Here is a 22,310-nt window from a genome sequence, read left to right on the forward strand (position 1 = left end):
TCATGAACCTGTCATTGCTCCTGTCGCGCATCGGTATCCGCCCGCGCATCTTCGGCGGCTTCGCGCTGGTCCTGGGTTTCCTCTGCGTGCTGGCCCTGCTCGCCGTCCTGCGACTGTCCGAGATCGGCGGCACCGTCGGAGAGCTCGTCACCAGTGCGGATGGTGATGCCGGCATGGCGAGGGTGCATGCCGCGCTACTCTCGTCGAACGTCACCGTCGAGAAATTCATCCGGACGCGCAATCTGGGCGACCGCGATAGCGCCATGAAGGCGATCGACGGCTTTGGCCAGACCTTCGATCAGGTCGACCAGCAATTCGCCCGCCTTCCTGCGATTGCCGCCGGCCGGAGCGCGCTGGTGGACGCGCTCGGTACCTATCGAAAATCCTTCACGGCGGTCGCCGCCGCCGTCGATCGTCTGCGCAACGCGAGCACCAAGAGCGAGGCGCTCGGCGCCTCGGCGGGCCTCGCCGTCGGTGCGATCAATGTGACGCTCGCCAACCAGCCCGACCGTCTGCTCCAGCCGCTGCGCCTGGCCGGCACGGTGGATGCGATACGTGTTTCGATGCTGCGCTTCACCATCACCCAGGCCCAGGTCGACGCCGACGATGCCGGGCTGACGATCGGCTATGCGCTGGCCGCGGTGGCCGATAGTGAGGCGGAGATCGCCGATGTCGAGGCGTCGCGATTGAAGAATCTGATCGCGGCCCTGAAGAAGGTGCTTGCTGATCAATCGACAACGCTGACGGAGCTTGCTGCCGCGATCGGCGAGCTGCGCAAGGCGCAGGCCGATCTCGTCAAATCCAGCAGCGCGATCGACGCCAAGGCGGCCGAGATCAGCCGGGCCCTCGGCGCGATGCGCACCGAGCAGAGCCGGCTGACGGCTGGATCGGTCGATCAAACCCGCAATCTCGTGTTCACGGTGGCCGCGTTCGCGCTCGTCCTGGGCGCGTTGCTGGCCTGGCTGATCGGACGCAGCGTGTCGCGTCCAATCGGCCAGATGACCTTGCGCATGCAGAGCCTTGCGGCGGGTGAGCTCGATGAGGCGATCCCGGGCGGCGAGCGTGGCGACGAAATTGGTCATATGGCCGGAGCGGTCGAGGTGTTCCGCCAGAGCGCGCAGACCGTCCGGCGCATGGAGCAGGACGCTGCCGCGCAGCGTGCCGCAGCCGAGACAGAACGTGCGTCGATGATGGCTCAGCTTGCCGACCGCTTCGATCGCGGTATGGAGGGCGTCATTGGCGGCGTCTCAAGCCGTGCCGAGGAGATGGGACAGAGCGCCGGAAGTCTCGCCCGTATCGCCGAGCGCGGTCGCTCGCTTGCCGAGCAGGTCGCCGCGACATCGGCCCAGGCGTCCTCGAATGTGCAGACCGTTGCGGCCGCGACGCATCAGCTCGCCGCCTCGATCAAGGAGATTTCGAGCCAGGTCTCGCGCTCCGTATCGGTGTCGGATCAGGCGAAGGGCGAAGCGTCGCGTACCGAGGCGCTGATGCGCGCGCTGTCGGATTCAGCCGAGCGGATCGGTACGGTGGTCCAACTGATCCAGGCGATCGCGAGCCAGCCCAACCTCCTGGCGCTCAATGCCACGATCGAGTCGGCGCGGGCCGGCGATGCCGGCAAGGGCTTTGCCGTGGTCGCCAACGAAGTAAAGAGCCTTGCAACCCAGACCGCGCGCGCCACCGAGGAGATCGCAGGCCTCGTCGCCGAGATCCAGGGCTCGACCGGACAGTCCGTCGCTGCGATCGGCCAGATCGGCAGAACCATCGCCGAGATGACGGAGATCGCGACGACGATTGCCTCAGCCGTCGAGGAGCAGGGGGCGGCAACCAGCGAGATCGCGCGCAATGTCGAGCAGGCCGCGAACGGCACAGCGGCCGTGACCGACCAGATCGGCGCCGTCCGCACCGTGGCCGGCGAGACCGATGCCGGCGCTGAAGCCGCACTGACGGCCGCCTCGGCATTGCAGGGTCAGGCACGCGCGCTCAAGAAAGATGTTGCAGAGTTTCTGCAGACCGTGCGCAAGGCGGGATGATCAGCGCGACCGGGGCGCTCGTTTCGGGGCTTTTGCCGAACGCGACCGCGTCGCGGCGGCCGCAACGGGGCCCGCGTATCGCGCGCGCACTGCGCCCTGGACAGCGGATCCGAGTTGCCGCAGCGCCAGGCTGTCGAGCGGAAACTCCAGCAGGATGTGGATCAGGCTCAGCGCCAGCAGGAAGGTGAAGCCGAACGCGTAGTCGTAGAAGTACAGCGCGGTGGATGCGGCGCTGGCGGCGGCCATCGCCGCGAGCCGCGCCTTCGGCACCGCGGTCCAGCGGATCACGTCGGCTTTGATGAACCAGTTGAGGTAGTGATAGGTGTAGACGAAGGCGAGCAGGCTGGTCAGCCTGGTGTCGAGCACGAGGCCGGGCATCCCGAACAGCCGGCCCAGGGCCGGGCCGACATTGCCGAAATAGTCCTGCCCGACGCGGGCAAAGCTCGAGATCCGGATTTCGGCGGTCGGCGGCAGCAGCAGGATCGTGGCGATTGCGACGAGGTAGACCACCACCAGCGCGGCCTGGACGCGACTGCCCGACCTGTGAGCGCCGAGCACCATGAAGATCAGCGTGAACAGCGAGACGTGGATCAGGGTCGGGATCAGGATGCCGATGACGGCGAGTGACGACCCGCTCGAATACATGATCGCGGACAATGCGATCGCGACCATGAACAGCAGCATGCTCTCGATCGTCGAGACGGTCGCCGCCAGCATGGCGCAGACGACCAGCGCGCCCCACATCGCAAAGCCGAACCACGACGCGTTGTCGATCAGGGCCGCGACCACGGCGACGATCGCCAGGACAGCGGCAATCCCGCGGTGAGGCAGATAGTAGCTGCGGTCGTGCAGCCACGAGATCTCGGTGAAATAATGCGCCGGGCCGAGCACGACATAGGCCAGCAGCAGCAGCTCGAACGGCACCAGATAGGCCGCCGCGAGCGCCAGCAGCATCAGGCCGAGATGGATCGCGTCGTTGCCGCGCATGATGACGAGCCCTTGACAGGGCTCGAAGTTAGAGCAGGCGCGGACAACCCGCAATTGTCCACGTTGCCGCTCGTACGCCCTGCTTGCGGCGTCCCGATCCGTCCTATTGCGTCACGACTTCACCGCACCCGCCGTGAGCCCGCCCACCATGTAGCGGCGGAAGGCGTAGTAGATCGCGGCCGGCGGCAGCGCGTAGATGAAACCGGTCGTCATCAGCAGCTCCCAGGGTGAATCGTCGGCGGCGAGGAAGTTGCCGAGCGCCACGGGGAGCGTGATCTCGCGGTCGTTCGAGAGCAGCAGGAAGGCGTAGAGATATTCGTTCCAGGCGAGCAGCACCGCATAGGTGCCGATCGCGACCAGCGAAGGCATCATCAGCGGCAGGTAGACCAGGCGGAAGATCTGGAGCGTGGTGGCGCCGTCCATCACGGCGGCCTCGTCGAGCTCGACCGGCAGCTTGTCGGAGGCCTGCTTCAGCACCCAGATCGCATAGGGCGAAGCGATCGTGACCATGGCGAGGATCAGCGCCCAGTGATTGTTGAGCAGGCCGTAATTGCCCATGGTGCGGTACATCGGCACGGCGAGGAACGCCGCGGGGATGAAATAGGTGAAGAGCGCCAGGTTCATCACGATGCGTCCGCCGGGCACGCGCAGCCGCGAGATCGAGAATGCCGCCGCGGTGGCGATGAACAGCGTCAGCACACCGACCGAGGCGGCGATCACCAGCGAATTCCAGAACTGAATGTAGAAGTCGCGCAGGAAATAGTGCTGCTGCTTGAACACGATCTCGAAGTTGTGCAGCGTAGGATGGTCCGGCCACAGCTTGCCGGAGAACGCGTCCTCCTTCGGAGAGATCGCGAACAGGAACATGTGATAGATCGGCACCATCGTCCAGATGAAGACGGGAATGCCGATCAGCAGCAGCCGCGCTTCGGTCGCGACGTCGCGCCAGGAAAATTCACTTACGCCGGGAAGCTTCATCGCGACAACCGTTTCATCATGAAGTACACGAGCGGCAGGACGAACGGCATCGCGCAGACGATGGAGGCCATCGCGAGCGAGAGCTGGTCGAGCCGGAGATAGCGGATGCCGAGCGTCGCCAGCACGTGCGTGAGGTCGGCGGGTCCCCCGCCGGTCAGCAGATAGACGCTGTTGAAGTCCCCGAGCGTCCAGATCATCGAGAGCAGCGTGCAGGTGATATAGAGGGTCTGCATCGACGGCCACGTGATGTAGCGGAATTTCTGCCACCAGCTCGCGCCATCGACCTCGGCGGCTTCGAACAGATCGTGGGAGATCGCGAGGCGGCCGGTGATCAGGATCAGCGTCCAGAACGGCARSGACTTCCAGATGTGCACGCCGATCGCCATGGTGAGTGCCACGGTCGGGTCGTTCAGCCAGTTCGGGCCGTCATCGCCGGTGAAGGAGAAGATCAAGTGGTTGATCACGCCCCATTCGGGATTGAGCATGAAGCGCACCGACAGGATGGTCGGGATCGACGGCACCGCCCAGGGCAGGATGAAGATCACCGAGAGCCATTTGATCCAGGTGCGCTGCTGCGCGAAGAAGCCGGACAGGAACAGCGCGATCAGCATCTTGATGTTGATGCCGATGACCAGGAAGATCAGCGTGTTGACCGCGGCACGCGCGAAGATCGGGTCATTATACAGCGCGACATAGTTCGCCGGAGCGCGCGCCAGCCATAACCCGTAGCAGACGGGATAGACGACGAAGGCGAGGAAGACGAGCAGATAGGGTGCGAGCAGCGCGATGCCCCAGGCCTGCGCCGGGGTCAGCCGCGACGACAGAGGCGGCGCGGGAAGTGCCTGATCGCCAGAGAGCGTAATCGCCATTCTTTTCGGACTCTTCTCTCAAATCTTATACCTCTCCCCGCTTGCGGGGAGAGGTCGGAGTGCTCTCGGCGATGCGAAGCATCGTCCTGAGCACTCCGGGTGAGGGGGTACAGGACTCACCGCGAGCATTACTCGTGGATAGAGCCCCTCACCCCACCCTCTCCCCGTGAAGAACGGGGAGAGGGTGGGATACAGTTCAACCCGCGACCTGCTTGATGCGGACGATCAGCTCGTCGACGGCCTTGTCGACCGGAACCTTCTCGCTGACGACCCGGTTCATCGCCTTGGCCCACACGTTCTCGTTGTTGAGGATCGTGAACTTCCAGTTCTTGGTGAAGTCGAACGCGGCGGTGCCGCCGGTGAACTGGGCGTAGACCGCCTTGCGGTGCTTGTCGGCCTGCCAGAACGGGCTGGCCTGGCTTTCCTTGGTCACCGGGAACCAGCGGCCGAGCGCGCCCTCGATATAGGGGCGGACGTTCTCCTCCTGGAGCAGGAAGCTGATGAACTGCTTGGCCTCGGCCTTGTTCTTGGCCGCGGTGAAGACCAGCCCGGTCTTGACGTCGGAGCGGTAGCGGATGGTCGACCCGTCGGGCGCCTTCGGGAAAGAGGCGGTGACGATGTCCTGCTCATAGGCCTTCTTGCCGGCCTCGCGCTGTTCGGGCGTCAGCGCCTGGTTCTGCGAATCCTCGAACCACTTCGCCGCGATCGAGATCGTGAAATTGTGGGTCATCACGATCGTCTTGTTGTGGAAGGCGACGTTGTTGTCCGGATCCTTCCAGGTCGTGGACGAGGGCGGCGTGCAACCCTTGATGTAGGTGTCGGTGTAGTCCTTCATCGCCTTGATCAGGTTCTCGCGAACCTTGGGATCGTCGACCAGGAGCTTGCCGTCGTCGTCGACCAGCTTGACGTGATAGGCGTCCATGAAGGTGTAGAACGACTGGAAGGCGTCGGTGGATTCCACGCCCATCGGCTGGCCGACGCCGTAGATACGCTGGCCGCTGGCCTTGCGGATCGCCGGCTGCACCTTGTCGCACCAGAACGTCCAGTAGCCTTCCCAGTCGGTCGGGATGTCGGCGAGCTTGAAGCCGGCCTTCTCCAGCATGTCGTTCCAGATCTCGACATGCATGCTCTGCTGCTTCAGCGGGAAGCCGTAATAGGCCTTCTTCTTGGTGACGTCGTTATAGAGGATCGACGCATCCAGCGTGTTCTGCACGAAGCGATCCTTGATCGGCTCCATGACGTCGGACAGATCCTCGAGCTTGCCCTCATAGGCCCACTTGCCCTGCGCCTGAACGTCATACGAGTCGGAATAGGCGACATCGGGCACGGTGCCGGCATCGAGCGCAGCGACCGTCTTCGGAATCATGTCCTGGATCGCGTACTGCGACAATTCGACCTTGATGCCGGTCTTGGCTTCGAACTTCTTGATCGTCTCGATCAGCGCGTCGTCTTCGGACCGATAAAAGCCCTTGCCCCACCAGACCGTAATCGTCTTCTGCTGCGCAAAGGCGGGTGCAGTGGCCGCAAACAGCCCGACCGCAGCGACCGCCAGTGATACTGCGCCAATAACCTTGGATTTCACGTTTTTCTCCCTCAAGCCGCCGGTGTTTAACCGGTCGGGTAAAACACTAGCGCATGGCGGTGAGCCGATCTAGCGGCATCTTGTCAGACCTAGGTCGTGGGCCTTGCACCGGAGGAGATGTGCTTAAGGTGCGCATCGATCCAATCGCTGCATCAATTCGCGGCAATCAATTCGGGTTCTGCGTTCTGATCGCCTGACCATGTGCATCCGTACCTGCTCGCGACTGGCGAAGCCCGGCTTTGTAAGCGGTATGAGGACTGAACGCAACGCAGTCGGCCGGCCACACCACGGTGCTGCGGCCGGAGGACCCAAATGCCTCTGAAAACACGGCGGGGCTGATCCGAGGAACTTCCGGTTCGACAGGGGAACGGTCTTGCAGCGCTGCGCTGCCGAGCTATCAGCGTTTCCTCTTCAGGCCCGCCGAAACGGCGTTCGAACTGGCCTGAGCGGATCGGGGCTTCGGCTTGTCTTGCCCGCGCGCCCCGGAAGGCGTGTGCCACGCCTCGAGGAGCATCTTGAGAAACTGGCTCGCGTGGGGAGATAGCGTCGCCCCGTGCCTGCGCACGATTCCGATCGTCCGCGACACTTCCGGCTCGATCAAACGAACGGTGTGAATGATGGGGTGACCGGCCGCCGGCGTCGCGAGCCTCGGAAGCACGGCGATGCCGAGTCCCGCTTCGACGAGGCCAAGCGAACCGGAGAGGTGAGCGACTTCATAAGACCAGTTCAGCTGCAGGCCGTGTCGCGCCAGCGCATTGTCGATCAGCGCGCGATTGCCGCTGTTGCGACCGACGGTGATGACCCGGTGCGACACGATCTCCGACCAGCTGACCTGTTTGCGCGACGCCAACGGATGATCATGGCGGCAGGCCAGGACGAAGGGATCTTCAACCAGTTTCTCGAATTCGATCTCGGCATGCGACGCACCGATGAAATTGATGCCGAAGTCGGCTTCTCCGCGCGCGACCGCTTCCAATCCCTCATTGGCACCGATGTCCAGAATCCGGATGCGAATGCGTGGATACGTTTCGGCAAACCGGCCGATCGCGCGCGGCAGGAAATAGAACACCGCTGTCGGCACCGCAGCCACCGAGACGAGGCCCGAACTTCGCGCGCCGATATCGTGGATGGCGAGCACCGAGGTTTCGAACTCGTCGATGAGGCGGCGCACCTTCGGCAGGAAATCACGGCCGGTCATGGTGAGATTGACGTGACGCGTCGAGCGTTCGAGCAGCGGCGCACCGAGACTTTCTTCCAGCTTCTGAATACGTCGGCTCAGCGCCGGCTGCGACAGGTTCAGCGCCCTGGCAGTGCGGACGAAGCTTCCCGTCTCCGCCACGGTGATGAACGCCTTGAGGTCGAGAAGTTCTGCGTTCATGGCACGCTCCATTGTATCGATAATCGGAATAATACATCAGATATTTGCATTTCACAAAAGAGTTCGGTCGAGGGATGCTCCGGATCGAGCGAAGTTGTCGCGAACGGAACAGCACCATGAACGATCAGATTGCCATTCCCTGTGTAGTCATGCGCGGGGGCACCTCGCGCGGGCCGTTCTTCCTGGCCCGCGACCTTCCGGCCGACCCCAAACTGCGCGACGCGATCCTGCTATCTGTGATGGGAGGGGGGCACGATCTTGGAATCGACGGGATCGGCGGCGGCAATGCCGTTATCAACAAGGTCGCGATCGTTGGACCGGCATCGGTGCCAGGCGCCGATGTCGACTACCTGTTCGCCCAAGTGCGTGTTCGTGAAGGCATCGTCGATACCTCCCCGAACTGCGGAAACATGCTCGCGGGGGTGGGGCCATTCGCAATCGAAGCCGGCCTGGTCGCCGCCGCCGCCGCGGATCGCACCCATGTGCGGATTCACAATGTCAACACCGGCAAGCTGATTGACGCGACCGTTCCGACCCCCGCAGGGCGCGTGACTTACGACGGTGAGGCGCGGATCGACGGCGTACCGGGAACGGCCGCGCCGATCGAGCTGTCGTTCCCCAACGCGGCCGGCGCACGCACTGGTCGTCTCCTGCCCACCGGACGACCGGTCGATCGCATCGAAGGGATCGATGTGACCTGCATCGACGCGGCGATGCCCGTCATGCTGGTCCGCGCGGCGGATCTGGGGTGGACCGGCCGTGAGGCTCCCTCCGACTTCGCCGACGGCGGCTTTCGCGCGCGTCTCGAAACTCTGCGCATCGAGGCCGGCCGCCGGATGGGCTTTCCAAATTCCGCGACAATGGTGATTCCGAAGCCGGTTCTGATTGCGCGCGGAGGCGAGGCGACGTTGAACACCAGGTATTTCATGCCGCATGACTGCCATAACGCGCTGGCGGTGACCGGCGCTGTCGCGATCGCGACGGCGTGCGTCACGCCCGGGACGATCGCGGCAGAGATGGTCGGACCATTGGCGCCGCCGGTGCCGATCACCCTCGCCCATCCCTCCGGCCAGCTCGTGGTTCGGCTGGAGCCCGGCCCGGTTGCCCGGGTGCTGCGGACGGCCCGCCGAATCTTCGAGGGCCACGTCTTCGCCCGTCGATCGCACGTGCCTGATTTGGTGCTGGCGGCCTGAAGCCGGACTGCTCTTAAACCGCAAGAATAACACAAGGGAGAAACGAGAATGCAGATGCGAGCGCCAGCTGGGTCCGCGAGCAGCGAGCCGCGAAAGCCATTCTACCGTATTCTCTACGTCCAGGTGCTGATCGGTCTCATGCTGGGTGTCCTCACGGGCCATTTCTGGCCCGAATTCGGCGCCGCGCTGAAGCCCTTTGGCGACGGCTTCGTCAAGCTGGTCAAGATGATGATCGCGCCGATCGTGTTCTGCACCATCGTGAGCGGCATCAACAGCATCAGCGATTCCCGCGAGGTCGGCCGCACGCTGGTGAAATCCATGGCGCTGTTCTACCTGCTGACCGTGCTCGCGTTGCTGGCCGGGCTGATCGCCGTGTCACTGATCCAGCCGGGCGTTGGCATGCATGTGTCCGTCAATACGCTGGATCCGTCGGTGGCCGCGAAATTTACCAAGCAGGCAGGTGCGACCGGATTTGCGGACTTCATGCTGCACATCATCCCGCACTCCTTCTTTGGAGCGTTCGCCGATGGCGAAGTGCTGCCGGTGTTGCTCGTCTCCATCCTGATCGCCTTTGGCCTGAGCCGCACCGGCGATGGCGGCGTTGTGGTGACGAAGGCGGTCGAGTCGTTCTCACAAGTGCTGTTTGTGTCCTTCGGCTTCATCATGAAGCTCGCTCCGCTCGGCGCCTTTGGGGCCATGGCGTTCACCGTGGGGCGCTACGGCATCCGATCGATCGGCTCGCTCGGACTGCTGATTCTGACCTTCTATATCGCCTGCTCGGTCTTCGTTGTCGTCGTGCTTGGGACGCTGGCGCGGCTGAACGGCTTCAGCCTGTGGAAGACGATCCGCTACTTCAAGGAAGAGCTGCTGATCGTGCTCGGCACGTCGTCGTCGGAGCCGGCGCTGCCGGGCGCGCTGCGCAAGCTGGAGCAGCTCGGATGCCGGAAAGGCGTGTCAGGGCTCGTGTTGCCGATGGGCTATTCCTTCAATCTGGACGGCAGCGCCATTTACCTCACCCTGGCGTCCATCTTCATCGCGCAAGCCTGCGACATTCATCTGTCGTGGGGGCAGATCGCGGCGATGCTCGGACTGATGCTGTTGACGTCCAAAGGGGCGGCAGGTGTCACCGGCAGCGGCTTCGTTGCGCTTGTCGCGACCCTCTCCGTCATGCCGGATCTGCCCGTGACCGGCGTGGCGCTGCTCGTCGGCATCGACCGCTTCATGTCGGAGGCGCGGGCGCTGACCAGCATGATCAGCAATTGTGTCGCGGCCATCACCATTTCGCTGTGGGAGGATGCCTGTGATCGCGAGGTATTGGCCCGTGAACTGGGGCAGAGCCTCACGCGCGAGGTCGCGGCGGGGACGGCGATCGGCGGAGCAACAGTGGTGCAGGAGAACGAGGGCTGGATTTCGACGACGCAATCGGCCGCTTGAACCCGAAGAGAGCGACGCCAATCACCCTAGTTGGACTTCGCGCCCTCTTTGGCGTTCTCCGCCGTGGGCGATTCCGGCGCGGGGCGCTTGCCGCCACCGGTGATGCGCTCGATCGCGGAGCGCACTGCGTCGCCGCCCTTGCGGTCCTTCAGCATGTCGAGCAGGGGGGCCGAGGCCGGCGAGCGGCGGATCAGGCTTTCCGGATCGGGGAAGATCAGGGGATCGTCCCAGGGACCCTGCACCACGAAGGGCAATTCGAAGCCCGACGCGCTGTTGAGGCTCGCCACGCCCTTCATGTCGTATTCGCGCGTCGGTACCGAGGCGGTGCCGGTCATCGTGATCTTCGCGGCAGGTCCCTCGACGCGGATGTCCTCGGCGGTCGCGATCCCGTCGGCGAATTTCACCGCGATGGTGAGATTATCGTAGGGGGTCGAGCCGTTGCGGAAATTGCCGCCGCCCGACAGCGGCCGGCGCTCCAGCCGCTTCAGGAGCTGCTCGGCGTTGAAGCCCGCGATCGCGCCGTCGTGGCCGGTCACGTGGGCGCTGCCGTCGAGCGACTGCACGAGGCCGAACGGGCTCGACCCGGAGGCGACGAGCGACACGTTGATGGTGCCGCGGCCGGACAGCTTGTTGATGCCGAACAGTTCGGAGGCGCAGGCCTGGAGATCGACATCGATGAACTGGAATTGCGCCTTGACGTCGGCGACCGTGTCGGAGCGCGCGATGCCGAACGAGCCCTTGGCGATGCCGCCATAGACCTGAGCCTCGCCGACCGAGAGCGCCAGCGTGCCGTTGCGCAAACTCGCGCCGATCGCGGTGCGGCCGAGTTTCGACGGCCCGACCGTCAGCCGCGCCGCCGACAGGCGCATGTCGAGGTCGGTGGTCGACAGTCCATTCAGGTCGAACAGCTGCCTGTTCCAGTCCCGCGCGCCGCTCGCGAGCAGGCGGAAGGTCGAGATATAGGGCGTGAAGTCGAGCGCGTCGGCGGCGAGCGTGGCCTGGAGCGTCTGCCGGCCGTTATTGGCGTAGGTCATCACGCCCTCGGCGGCATTGCCGTCGAGCTCGACATTGACGTTGGTGAGCGCGATCGAGGCGCCCACGACATTGGCGCGTGCCTTCAGCGCGAAGCGGCCGAAGCCGCCGCTGCCGGGCTGCGGCTGGCCGGTCCAGCGCAGCGCGTTGCGCAAGGACGGGCTGTCGATGGTGAGGGTGCCTTCCATCATCGGGCTGGTGCGGTTGGCGACGCTGCCGTCGAAGGCGAGCTTGAGCGGCGCGCTGGCGATCCGCGCCTTCAATCCCGAGCGGTCGCCGGAGAGGGCCGCTACGAAATCGGAAAAGCTGATCGATCCGTCGACGCGCTCGCCGCGCCAGTCGAACTGCCCGGTCGCGGCAAAAGAGCGCGAGATCGAGGGCCACGCCAGCGACAGGTCGATATCGTCGAAATGCTCGGTGGCGTGCGTTGCGGCGTCCTCGTAATTGAGCACGCCGTCCTGGATCCTGATCTCGGAGAACGAGACCTGATTTTCGGCGCCGGGCTTCATGGTGCGCGCAATGGTCTGGATGAAGGGCGTCCAGTTGCTCTCGCCGTCCGGCTTCAGGCTGACATGGATGCGCGGCCGCAGCAGCGTCAGGTCGGCGATCTCGAACCTTTGCAGCAGCAGGGGCAGCAGCCGCAGATTGGCGGTGAGCACGTCGACATGGAGCGCGGGGTCGCTGGTGCCGCCACCCTTCAGGCCGACGTCGTGGAACGAGATGTAGCTCGCCGGCAGCACCGAGATGTCGATGCTGCCTGCGACACTGAGCTCGAGCCCGGTGACGGCGCGGATCTGCGCTTCCACCGCCTTGCGCAGCGCGTCGCGGTTGATGAGCCAGGAGGTCGCGATCAGGGCGATCAGCGCCACGCCGAGCAGCGCCGCGATCGGCGTCCCGAGGCGCTTCATTCCTTGGGCCATGGTCAATGGCATGTCCTGATCGGGTTGGTCGTTGGAGCCAGACGGGCGGACCGGGAAACCTGCGCGCCCACGCCCAAGCCTTGTTAAGTTACAAGTCCTGTTATGTTAAGTCGCGCAACTTGATGGGTTTTCTTGTCGCTTTCAAGGCCGGGGGCGGGTTTGCCCACGGCGTGGGCAGCTTCTATCACCGGGCCGCGGGGCGGAGAACCCCGTATGATTGACGGCCTCGGACGATTTCGCCTAATAATCGCCGCCAATAAGGCGCGACGCCTGCAAGCCGAAGGTTCAGTCGAGGGTTTTTGCATGAACAAGGTCTATCCCGACGCCAAGTCGGCGCTTGAGGGCGTTCTCAAGGACGGCATGATGATCATGTCGGGCGGCTTCGGCCTCTGCGGCATCGCCGAGGCGCTGTCGGATGCGATCCGCGAGTCCGGCGTCAAGGGCCTGACGGTGGTCTCCAACAATGCCGGCGTCGACGGCATCGGGCTCAGCCGCCTGTTGGAAACCCGCCAGATCAAGAAGATGATCTCGTCCTATGTCGGCGAGAACAAGCTGTTCGCCCAGCAATTCCTCGCCGGCGAGCTGGAACTCGAATTCAATCCGCAGGGCACGCTGGCCGAGCGCATCCGCGCCGGCGGCGCCGGCATTCCGGCCTTCTACACCAAGACCGGTGTCGGCACGCTGATCGCCGAAGGCAAGGAAGTGAAGGAGTTCGACGGCGAGAAGTACCTGATGGAGCGCGGCCTGTTCGCCGACCTCGCCATCGTCCATGCCTGGAAGGGCGACACCGCCGGCAACCTGATCTACCGCAAGACCGCGCGCAATTTTAACCCGATGATGGCGACCGCCGCCAAGGTCACGGTGGCCGAGGTCGAGCATCTGGTTCCGGCCGGCGAACTCAATCCCGACCACATCCACACGCCCGGCATCTTCGTGAAGCGCATCGTCGAGGTCGGTACGGCCAAGAAGCGCATCGAATTCCGCAACACTCGCCCGCGCACCGCCGCTTAAGATCAGGAGAGCCACATGGCCTGGACCCGTGAACAGATGGCTGCGCGCGCCGCCAAGGAACTGCGCGACGGCTATTACGTCAATCTCGGCATCGGCATCCCGACGCTGGTCTCGAACTACATTCCCGACGGGGTCGATGTCAGCCTCCAGAGCGAGAACGGCATGCTCGGCATGGGACCGTTCCCCTATGAGGACGAGGTGGACGCCGATCTCATCAACGCCGGCAAGCAGACCGTCAGCGAGCTGCCCTCGACCTCCTATTTCTCCTCGGCCGATTCCTTCGGCATGATCCGCGGCGGCCACATGGACCTGTCGATCCTCGGCGCCATGCAGGTGGCCCAGAACGGCGATCTCGCCAACTGGATGATCCCCGGCAAGATGGTCAAGGGCATGGGCGGCGCGATGGACCTCGTCGCCGGCGTCAAGCGCGTCGTGGTGGTGATGGAGCATTCCGCCAAGGACGGCGCCAAGCTGCTCAAGAAGTGCAATTTGCCGCTGACCGGCGAGCGGGTGGTCGACATGGTCGTCACCGATCTCGCCGTCTTCACCATCGACAAGCACGGCGACGGCGGCATGGCCCTGATCGAGCTCGCCGACGGCGTCTCGCTCGACGAGGTCAAGGCCAAGACCGAAGCCGAATTCCGCGTCGCGCTGACGAACACCTGAGATCGCGGTCGCGAATCATCGTGAATGGCCGGGCCTTCGTCCCGGCCATTTTCGTTTGATCATGTGGGGATGCGAGCCAGTAGGGCGCCACCACATTCTCGGTGTCGTCCTGGCGAAGGCCAGGACCCATACCGCGAGGTCTATCGCGTGCGGGTGGTGCTCATCCCGAACGACGAGCCTTCGCCAAACTTCTCCCTGGGATAATGGGTCCTGGCTTTCGCCAGGACGACATTGAGGGTTTGGGGCGGACTGCCTCCACATCGTCGTTGCGAGGAGCCCTTGCGACGAAGCAATCCAGCCTGTCTCCGCGAAACGATTCTGGATTGCTTCGCTGCGCTCGCAATGACCGAGAGGTCGCGCGAGCAACGCCATCATCGGCCAAACCCGGCGCCGGGACTTTGAGCGAGCGCAAAGTCATCTCCCCATAAACGGGTAGTCCAATGCCATCCGGGACCTGCCGCGACTTGCGCGGCATGAATTTACGAATGGGTAAGACATGAGGACTGATCTCGCAGCGAGCTACGGCGAGGAACGTCTGCCGCGCTACACGAGCTATCCGACCGCGCCGCATTTCTCGCCGGCGATCGGCCCCGAGGCTTACGCCGGGTGGCTGGCCGAGCTTGCTGCCGGCACCAGCGCCTCGCTCTATCTGCACGTGCCGTTCTGTCGCGAGATGTGCTGGTATTGCGGCTGTCATACCCAGATCGTCCGCCGCGACGAGCTCATCGCGGCCTATCAGCGGACGCTGCGCAGCGAGATCGCGCAGGTGTCTGAGACCATCGGTCGCCGCATCAAGGTCGAGCACATCCATTTTGGCGGCGGTACGCCGACGATTATGGCGCCGGAGGCTTTTGCCGAGTTGATGGCGGCGATTCGCCGCGCGTTCTTCGTGCTGCCTTCCGCGGAGATCGCGATCGAGATCGACCCGCGGACGCTGACCGCCGGCATGGTCGAGGCCATGCGGCTCTCCGGTGTCAACCGCGCGAGCCTCGGGGTGCAGAGCTTCGATCCCGTCGTGCAACGTGCGATCAACCGGGTGCAGAGTTTCGAGCAGACGGCCTCCGTCGTCGGCATGCTCAGGGGCGCCGGCATCAAGGGGATCAACTTTGACCTCATCTACGGCCTGCCGCACCAGACTGTCGCTTCCTGTCTTGACACCGTGCGGCGCGCCCTCGCGCTCGCGCCCGACCGTTTCTCGGTGTTCGGCTATGCGCACGTGCCGAGCTTCAAGAAGCACCAGCGCATGATCGGCAAGGGTTTCCTGCCCGACAGCCTGGCGCGCCACGACCAGGCCTGTGCGATCGCCAACGCGCTGAAGGAGGCCGGCTATGTGCAGATCGGGCTCGACCATTTCGCGCGGCCCGACGATTCCATGGCCGTGGCCTACGAGGAGCGGACGCTGCGGCGCAATTTTCAGGGATACACGACCGACAACAGCGCGGTCCTGCTCGGCTTCGGCGCCAGCGCGATCGGGCATCTGCCGCAGGGCTATGTCCAGAACGAGGTGCAGACCGGCGCCTATGCGCAAAACGTCGCTGCCGGCCGCCTGGCCACGGCGAAGGGCTATGGGCTCACCGACGACGACCGGCTGCGCGCCGACATCATCGAACGCATCATGTGCGAGTTCGGCGCCGATCTCGGCGACATCTGCGCGCGACACGGCGCAGAGCCCGAGGCGATGCTGACATCGGCACCACGGCTGAAGGCGCTGATCTCCGACGGCGTCGTCAAGCTCGACGGCGACCGGATCGCGGTGGCCAAGGACTCCCGCTTCCTGGTGCGCAGCGTTGCAGCCGCGTTCGATGCGCATCTCGACGGCGCGAAGCAGCTGCACAGCCGCGCGGTGTAGTTTCTCTCCGTCATTCCGGGCTCGCGCCAAGAGGCGCGCCCCGGAATGACGGAGAGGATTTTGCGCCAGCTTGCGCTTCGACAAAGAGGTCACCGCTCGCTCCGCTACCGTCTGATCGGAACGGAGTTATCCATGCCTTTCCGATCCGACGATCTGGTCGATGACATCATGCGCACGGCGCCGCATACGATCCGCGTGTTTCTCGCCTTCCGGATGGCCTGCGTCGGTTGTCCGATCGCAACCTTCCACACGGTGGACGATGCCTGCCGCGAGCATGGCATCGACCGCGACAAGTTCCTCGCCGCGCTGTGCGATTGCGTGCCGGCATGAGGGGGTTGGAATTCGCGCTGGGCGCGCGGATTCCCGGGTGAGGGAGAGTTTTCGCCGTAAGCGGAAGCGCCCCTCACCCTATCGTCTGAGGCGGAGGAGGCGCGGCAAGACGGCCTTCACGCCGCGCCGCGGTCCGGGTTCTGCTCCGTCAGCACGACGATCTTGTGCGGCTCACGCAGGATGATGCGCTGGCGGCCGCTCTCGACGAGTCCCTGCTGCTCCCAGCTGCTCAGGATGCGGCTCACGGTGTGCAACGTCGTGCCGGTCATCTGCGCGATGTCCTGGCGGCTGATCGGGAAGTCGATCTCGATGCCCTGATCGAGCTTCTTGCCGGATTGTTTGGCGAGCCGCAGCAGCGCATGCGCGACACGCTGCTCGACCTGTTGGGTCGACATTTCCAGGATGCGGGTGTGGCTCTCCTGGAGCCGCGCCCCGACGGTCTGAAGCGTGTTGGTGGCGAGCGCCGGAAATCGATCGGCCAGCCGCGGCCAGGCGGCGGTCGGCCAGATCAGGACGACGCTGTCGTCGACGGCGGTCGCGGTCGCCGGGTACTGCGCAAGGCCGATCGCCATCGCGAGCCCGAAGGTCTCGCCGGGCGCGACATAGCGCACCACGATCTGCTCGCCGGTCGGCGTGGTCTTGGCCGCGCGGACATGGCCGTGCAGCAGCAGGAAGAACGACTGCGCGTCCGCGCCCTGCTCGAAGATCGCGCTGTTCTTCGGATAACGCACCGAGCGGGCCTCGCGCAGGATCTCCTCGCGGTCTTCCGGCTTGATCTCCGCAAACAGCGGCAAATGCGCAACCAGCGATGTGTCGACCTTGGCCATTCTGCTCTGCCTCCCTGGCGCAGCGCTCGGGAGTGTGATGGCACCTGCAATCGTCCGGCAGTTTGCGATAGCGCAAAGCGGGCCGGCCGGACGGCAGTATTTTTCCATGTAACGGTCCGATTTCACTGGAGTGCCCCATGGCTGGTGCCCGATCCCGCAATTTTGAGGGCTGGCCGCTGTTTGCGAACAGCTTTCGGCCCTTCTTCCTGCTGGCCGCGATCCAGGCCGCGCTCTCGATCCTGGCCTGGCTGCCGACGTTCTATGGCGAACTGTCGGTGACATCGGCTTTTGCGCCGCGCGACTGGCACGTCCACGAGATGCTCTATGGCTTCCTGCCGGCGGTGATCACGGGATTTCTGTTCACGGCGATCCCGAACTGGACCGGCCGGCTGCCGATCCAGGGCACGTCGCTCGGGGCGCTGCTGATGGTCTGGCTCGCCGGGCGCGTCGCGGTGACCCTGTCTGCCGACATCGGCTGGGCGTTTGCGCTTGCCGTCGATGCTGCCTTCCTGGCGCTGGTCGTCGCCGCCGCAACCCGCGAGATCATCGCGGGCGGCAACTGGCGCAATCTGCCCGTGGTGGTGCTTGTGCTGGTGCTGCTCGCCGGCAATGTCGCCTTTCATCTGGAGGCGCATGATGACGGCGCTGCCGATGTCAGCATCCGCGTCGGCATCGGCGTGGTCGTGCTGCTGATCGCGCTGATCGGCGGCCGCATCATTCCGAGCTTCACCCGCAACTGGCTGGTCAAGTTCAATCCAGGCCGCCTGCCGGTGCCGTTCGGACGTTTTGACGGCGCGGTGATCGCATGCAGCGCGCTGGCGCTCATCTCATGGATCGCAGCGCCGCTGAATGTGGTCACCGGTGTCGCGATGGCGCTTGTCGGCGCGCTGCATCTGGTGCGGTTTTCGCGCTGGGCCGGCGACCGCACTGCGGGCGAACGGCTGCTCCTGATCCTCCACGTCGGCTATGCCTTCGTGCCGCTCGGCTTCCTATTGCATGCCCTGGCCGTCTTCGGCGCCCTGCCGCCGAGTGCCGGCATTCACGCCTGGATGGCGGGCGCGGCCGGCATCATGACGCTCGCGGTGATGACGCGTGCGAGCCTCGGCCATACCGGACAGGCATTGACGGCCTCGCCCGCGACGCAAGCCATCTACCTTGCGATCATCGTCGCGGCGCTGGCGCGCGTCGCTGCGGTGGTGTGTCCGGGGCAAAGCGATGTGCTGCTGCATGTTGCGGCCCTCGGCTGGGTCGCCGCGTTCCTCGGCTTTGCGATTGCCTTCGGCCCGCTGCTCGCCGGCAGCCACCGGCGCGCTCTCGCCACGATGGGCGCGGCAGCGCCGGCGCGCTAGGCCGCGGCTGACTTCTCCAGCGGCCGCGTGCCCTTGCGCCATTCGGTGATGGTGCAGCCGAAGCGGCCTCGGAACCAGCGCGCCATGGCGCTTTGCGCGGAGAAGCCGAGCTGCACGGCGATATCCGCCAGCGGCCGGCCGGGGTCGTCGATCAGCTGGGTCACGAGATCGGCGCGCTGGGCGTCGAGGATCGCCGAGAAGCTGGTGCCTGATGCGGCGAGGTGGCGGTGGATGGTGCGGCGGGTGCAGGCGAGATGCTCGGCCACCCGCTCGACGGTGCAGTCGCCGCTTGCGAGCAGGATGCGCACGACCTCGTCGACCTTCTCCTCCCAGCTTGCCGGCCGGGTCTCGATCGCCTCGATCCGCTTGCGCAGATAGCTCGCGATCAGGGGATGTGCGCTCGGGATCCGGCGCTCCATGTCGTGCGCCGACAACAGGATCGCATCGTCTTCCGCGTTGAAGGTCACACGGCAGCCGTAGAACTCGCGGTAGCGCTTGCGGTCGTGCGGCGGCGGATAATGCAGGTGCACCTCCTGTGGCCGCCAGTCCTGGCCGAACAGCGACTGGATGATGCGGTGGACGCTGCCGAGCGCCATGTCGATCGACTGGCGCGGCGCGGTCGGCTGCCGCCCGCGCAGATGCAGCGTGACGGTCACGGTCTGCTTGCTGCGCGCGACGTCGAGCCGCATGCCGTCGTGATGGATATGGATGAAGCGCGAGAACGCCTCGATCGCCTCGCCGACGGTGGCCTGTTCGCGCACGATCAGGCCGACTGCGCCGAAATTGGTCAGGCCGCCGCGCTCGGCGAGCCTCAAGCCGAAATCCTCGGCACCGGAAGCCTCTGCCGACAATTCCAGCAGGCGGCGAAGGCCTGTGACGGCAATGGGCGTATCGGGCTTGTCGAGGCAGGCCAGCGGCAGCCTGACCTTGCGCATCATCTGTTTGGGGTCGAGCCCGACCGACCGGGCGACCTCCGGATAATAGCTCAAGCCTGCGCTGCGAATGAGGTCGGTCATGCGAACCGTTCCTGCCAGCCATTCCCGCAGATGTCCCGAAATGTAAAGTTTCTGTCCCGATCCGTCAAATCCGGGAACAGCGCGGAACATACATAAGGAGAACCGAAGCACGGGCGTGAATGCCGTGCTCATGACGGCGCGGCTGGGCGATGAGGCCCGCTTCCGTCTCGGATCATTTGACCAAGACATTGCTGGATCGGGATTATGCCGGGGAACATGCTTTCCAAGGGTGAGGTATTCGTCATCGATACTGACGCCGCCTCCCGCGAACAACTTTCAACGGCGCTTCAACAGCGCGCCTATGACGTGATCTGCTTCGCCGACGGTGCGTCTCTACTGTCGGAAGCAAAGGCGCGGATGCCGGCCTGCGTGCTGCTGGAGATGCCGCCCGATCGCTCCGGCCTCGACGTGCTCAAGCGGCTGCGCGAGGAAAACTGCATGGCGCCGGTGCTGGTGACCTCGGCCAACGGCAGCATCGCCATGGCGGTCGACGCCATCAAGAGCGGCGCGGCCGATTTCATCGAAAAGCCGTTCCGCACCCGTGACATCGTCGACCGGATCGATGCCGCGATCGACGAGTTCGCGCAGCCCGGTTCGAACCGGCAGCGCTGGCTGCCCGGCTGCGAACCCCTGACCGGGCGCGAAGGCGACGTGCTCGAGCATCTCGCCGCCGGCCTGACCAACAAGGAGATCGCCCGGCGCATGCATCTGAGTGCACGGACGGTCGAGGGCTACCGTGCCGGCATTCTGAAGAAGGCCGGCGCCAAGAACGTGACCGACCTGCTTCGGCGCATCTTCGGCCAGGGTTCGCCCGGCCCGGTCTGAGGCAGATCCGCCGCGGCGCGCCGATGCGTTCCGCGGCCTTGGTACCGCCGCAGCGGTGCCCCACGGAAACCCCAATCGAACCAGTTCCTTCGCTGCCGCGTCCAACCATGTTGGCGAGGCATTTTGATCGCGCGTCCGGCTGGCGGCGCGGCGATATCGGCAGGAGGGACTTTATGCGCATCACCGCAAGATGTTTGGCAACGACGAGCCTGGTTCTGGTGACCATGGCGGCGGCATCACCGTCATGGGCCGCTGATCTCGACGCCAATTCGGCGATCGACACCGTCACGGTTTATCCGGACGGCGCCACCGTCACCCGTATCATCACGGTCGACTTGCCGCCCGGCGACTCGACGCTGGTTGCCAAGGATTTTCCGCTTGGTCTCGATAGCTCCTCCATCCGGGTGGAGGGTGAGGGGAGCGCAAAGCTCACCATCGGCACGATCGACGCGCGAACGCCGCGCGCGGCGCCGGTCAACCTGCCCGAGCTGGAGAAGCGCATCCAGGCTCTGAACGACCAGCGCGCCGACCTGGGAGACGCGATCGACGCGCTGAATGCGCGACGAAAATTTGCGGAGCGCTTTGCAGAAGCCTCTCCCGCTGGGATCGGCGACAAAGGAGAGGCGAGGCCGGTCGCCGAATGGCGCGCGGCCTTCGCAGCAGTCGGTGAGGAGGTCGCTGCCGCGAACACCGCCGTCCGCGATGCGACGCGCAAGGTGCGCGAGATCGATCGGCAGATTGCCGAGCTTGAAGCCGAGCGCAAGGCTAAGCCGACGACAAAGCTCGAGGTGCGTATGGACGTTGTCGCGCCCGCCGCGACCAAGGCGACGTTGCGGGTGACTTACAATGTGCGCAACGCGCGCTGGCTGCCGCTCTACGACGCCCGGCTCGACACCGGCGCCAAGGACCGCAAGCCGCAGCTGGAGCTGGTCCGCCGCGCCGAGATCACGCAATCGACCGGCGAGGACTGGTCGAACGTCACGCTGGGCGTCTCCACCGTCCGCATCGGCCGCGGCGGTAGCGCGCCGGAGCTGAACACGCTGGCTGTGAGGTATCCGCAACTGCCGAAGCCGCTGGCATTGGGCGCGGCGTCGGACATGGCGATGCCCGCGCAGCCGATGACGCGGCAGGCGCAATCTCCGGCGATGGCGAAAGCGGCGGAGCCCGAGCTGCGTGAGCGCGCGGACGAACAGCAGGCCAACGCCGAGATCGGCGATTTCCAGGCCGTGTATCAGATCAGCGGCCGCGTCAGTCTCGGCGCCAATGAGGGCGCCAAGAGCCTGCTCATCTCCTCCATGACGGTGACGCCCGACCTCGCCATCCGCGCCGCCCCGGTCGTGGATCCAACTGCTTACCTCGAGGCGTCATTCAAGCTTGCCGAGGATACCAATCTGCTGCCCGGTAAGGTCGCGATCTTCCGCGACGGCACGTTCGTCGGTCGCAGCAAATTCTCGACCGCCGCGCGGAACGACGCGATCCGGCTTGGCTTCGGTGCCGACGACAAGATCAAGATCGAGCGCACCGTCATCAGGCAGAACGAAGGCACGGCCGGCGTGATCGCGTCCTCCAAGACCGACACGCGTTCGTTCCGCACCGTCGTTCGCAACGGGCACGACTTCCCGATCCGCATCGCGCTCGAGGATCAGCTTCCGGTCAGCGAGAACGAGGATATTGGCGTCGAGATGCTGTCCTCGACCACGCCGCCCACGACCACCAATCTGCGCGACAAGCGCGGCGTGCTGGAATGGGCGTTCGACGCAAAACCCGGCGAGATCAAGGAGATCAAGTTCTCCTGGCGCATCCGCTGGCCGAAGGACAAGAGCATGGTGATCGTGCCGGCGGGTTGAAGTTTAGTCGCCGCGAAGGAAAGTGCGCTCCCTCTCCCGCTTGCGGGACAGGGCTGGGGTGAGGGCTCTCTCCACACCGGGACACTCCCCGTGTGGAGAGAGCCCCACCCGGCGCTTCGCGCCGACCTCCCCCGCAAGCGGGAGAGGTGCAGCCAGTCTGCGGCTACATCGATCGCCCCAAAGTCAC

Annotated in this window: 18 protein-coding genes; 10 read left to right on the plus strand and 8 right to left on the minus strand. The window is 65.0% G+C overall.

Annotation, left to right across the window (positions count from 1 at the left end; genetic code table 11):
* The first annotated feature begins 2 nt into the window (after nt 1–2).
* Nucleotides 3–2,030: a methyl-accepting chemotaxis protein gene (locus ACXJMY_RS16015; RefSeq protein ID WP_456620295.1), complete on the plus strand. Its 2,028-nt coding sequence runs from the start codon at nt 3–5 to the stop codon at nt 2,028–2,030.
* On the opposite strand, the gene ACXJMY_RS16020 is transcribed toward ACXJMY_RS16015, so the two are convergent.
* From ACXJMY_RS16020 to ACXJMY_RS16040, 5 genes are all read right to left on the minus strand, one after another.
* Nucleotides 2,031–3,017 (minus strand): hypothetical protein, encoded by a 987-nt coding sequence (locus ACXJMY_RS16020; protein WP_456620296.1) that lies wholly within the window; start codon nt 3,015–3,017, stop codon nt 2,031–2,033.
* Between the two features lie 111 nt (nt 3,018–3,128).
* On the minus strand, nt 3,129–3,995 hold the full coding sequence (locus ACXJMY_RS16025) for a carbohydrate ABC transporter permease (protein ID WP_456620297.1): 867 nt from the start codon (nt 3,993–3,995) through the stop codon (nt 3,129–3,131).
* Nucleotides 3,992–4,864 carry a carbohydrate ABC transporter permease gene (locus ACXJMY_RS16030; protein WP_456620298.1) on the minus strand — a complete coding sequence of 291 codons (873 nt, stop codon included), beginning with the start codon at nt 4,862–4,864 and terminating at the stop codon, nt 3,992–3,994. The genes ACXJMY_RS16025 and ACXJMY_RS16030 overlap by 4 nt, the downstream gene beginning before the upstream one ends.
* Nucleotides 4,865–5,060: 196 nt before the next feature.
* Complete coding sequence (locus tag ACXJMY_RS16035) at nt 5,061–6,446, minus strand: ABC transporter substrate-binding protein (RefSeq protein WP_456620299.1); 1,386 nt, start codon at nt 6,444–6,446, stop codon at nt 5,061–5,063.
* A gap of 397 nt (nt 6,447–6,843) precedes the next feature.
* Complete coding sequence (locus ACXJMY_RS16040) at nt 6,844–7,824, minus strand: LysR substrate-binding domain-containing protein (protein ID WP_456620300.1); 981 nt, start codon at nt 7,822–7,824, stop codon at nt 6,844–6,846.
* Nucleotides 7,825–7,940: 116 nt separating this feature from the next.
* On the opposite strand from ACXJMY_RS16040, the gene ACXJMY_RS16045 reads away from it, so the two are divergent.
* On the plus strand, nt 7,941–9,017 hold the full coding sequence (locus ACXJMY_RS16045; RefSeq protein WP_456620301.1) for a 4-oxalomesaconate tautomerase: 1,077 nt from the start codon (nt 7,941–7,943) through the stop codon (nt 9,015–9,017).
* Nucleotides 9,018–9,071: 54 nt separating this feature from the next.
* Nucleotides 9,072–10,451, plus strand: coding sequence for a C4-dicarboxylate transporter DctA (gene dctA / locus ACXJMY_RS16050; RefSeq protein ID WP_456620302.1), 1,380 nt, complete (start codon nt 9,072–9,074; stop codon nt 10,449–10,451).
* A 26-nt stretch (nt 10,452–10,477) separates the two neighbouring features.
* Here the strand turns inward: dctA and ACXJMY_RS16055 are convergent, their stop codons facing one another.
* Complete coding sequence (locus ACXJMY_RS16055) at nt 10,478–12,403, minus strand: AsmA family protein (RefSeq protein ID WP_456620362.1); 1,926 nt, start codon at nt 12,401–12,403, stop codon at nt 10,478–10,480.
* A 303-nt stretch (nt 12,404–12,706) separates the two neighbouring features.
* On the opposite strand from ACXJMY_RS16055, the gene ACXJMY_RS16060 reads away from it, so the two are divergent.
* The 4 genes from ACXJMY_RS16060 (at nt 12,707) to ACXJMY_RS16075 (ending at nt 16,259) form a co-directional block, all read left to right on the plus strand.
* The gene (locus tag ACXJMY_RS16060; RefSeq protein WP_456620303.1) at nt 12,707–13,414 is read left to right on the plus strand and encodes a CoA transferase subunit A; all 708 of its coding nucleotides are present in this window, start codon (nt 12,707–12,709) and stop codon (nt 13,412–13,414) included.
* 15 nt (nt 13,415–13,429) lie between these two features.
* A complete protein-coding gene (locus ACXJMY_RS16065; RefSeq protein WP_456620304.1) occupies nt 13,430–14,080 on the plus strand; it encodes a 3-oxoacid CoA-transferase subunit B in 651 nt (216 codons plus the stop codon).
* A 496-nt stretch (nt 14,081–14,576) separates the two neighbouring features.
* Nucleotides 14,577–15,929 carry an oxygen-independent coproporphyrinogen III oxidase gene (gene hemN, locus ACXJMY_RS16070; RefSeq protein ID WP_456620305.1) on the plus strand — a complete coding sequence of 451 codons (1,353 nt, stop codon included), beginning with the start codon at nt 14,577–14,579 and terminating at the stop codon, nt 15,927–15,929.
* Nucleotides 15,930–16,061: 132 nt separating this feature from the next.
* Nucleotides 16,062–16,259 carry a DUF1858 domain-containing protein gene (locus ACXJMY_RS16075; protein ID WP_063701414.1) on the plus strand — a complete coding sequence of 66 codons (198 nt, stop codon included), beginning with the start codon at nt 16,062–16,064 and terminating at the stop codon, nt 16,257–16,259.
* A 116-nt stretch (nt 16,260–16,375) separates the two neighbouring features.
* Here the strand turns inward: ACXJMY_RS16075 and ACXJMY_RS16080 are convergent, their stop codons facing one another.
* A complete protein-coding gene (locus tag ACXJMY_RS16080) occupies nt 16,376–17,086 on the minus strand; it encodes a Crp/Fnr family transcriptional regulator (protein WP_456620306.1) in 711 nt (236 codons plus the stop codon).
* Nucleotides 17,087–17,223: 137 nt separating this feature from the next.
* Between ACXJMY_RS16080 and ACXJMY_RS16085 the strand changes: the two genes are divergently transcribed.
* The gene (locus tag ACXJMY_RS16085) at nt 17,224–18,435 is read left to right on the plus strand and encodes an NnrS family protein (RefSeq protein ID WP_456620307.1); all 1,212 of its coding nucleotides are present in this window, start codon (nt 17,224–17,226) and stop codon (nt 18,433–18,435) included.
* On the opposite strand, the gene ACXJMY_RS16090 is transcribed toward ACXJMY_RS16085, so the two are convergent.
* A complete protein-coding gene (locus ACXJMY_RS16090; RefSeq protein ID WP_456620308.1) occupies nt 18,432–19,451 on the minus strand; it encodes an AraC family transcriptional regulator in 1,020 nt (339 codons plus the stop codon). The genes ACXJMY_RS16085 and ACXJMY_RS16090 overlap by 4 nt on opposite strands.
* A gap of 204 nt (nt 19,452–19,655) precedes the next feature.
* On the opposite strand from ACXJMY_RS16090, the gene ACXJMY_RS16095 reads away from it, so the two are divergent.
* Both ACXJMY_RS16095 and ACXJMY_RS16100 read left to right on the plus strand, forming a co-directional pair.
* Nucleotides 19,656–20,276, plus strand: a complete 621-nt coding sequence (locus tag ACXJMY_RS16095) for a response regulator transcription factor (RefSeq protein WP_456620309.1) — start codon at nt 19,656–19,658, stop codon at nt 20,274–20,276.
* A gap of 173 nt (nt 20,277–20,449) precedes the next feature.
* Complete coding sequence (locus tag ACXJMY_RS16100) at nt 20,450–22,123, plus strand: mucoidy inhibitor MuiA family protein (protein WP_456620310.1); 1,674 nt, start codon at nt 20,450–20,452, stop codon at nt 22,121–22,123.
* Nucleotides 22,124–22,310 lie beyond the last annotated feature (187 nt).

Source organism: Bradyrhizobium sp. P5_C12 (assembly GCF_054049735.1).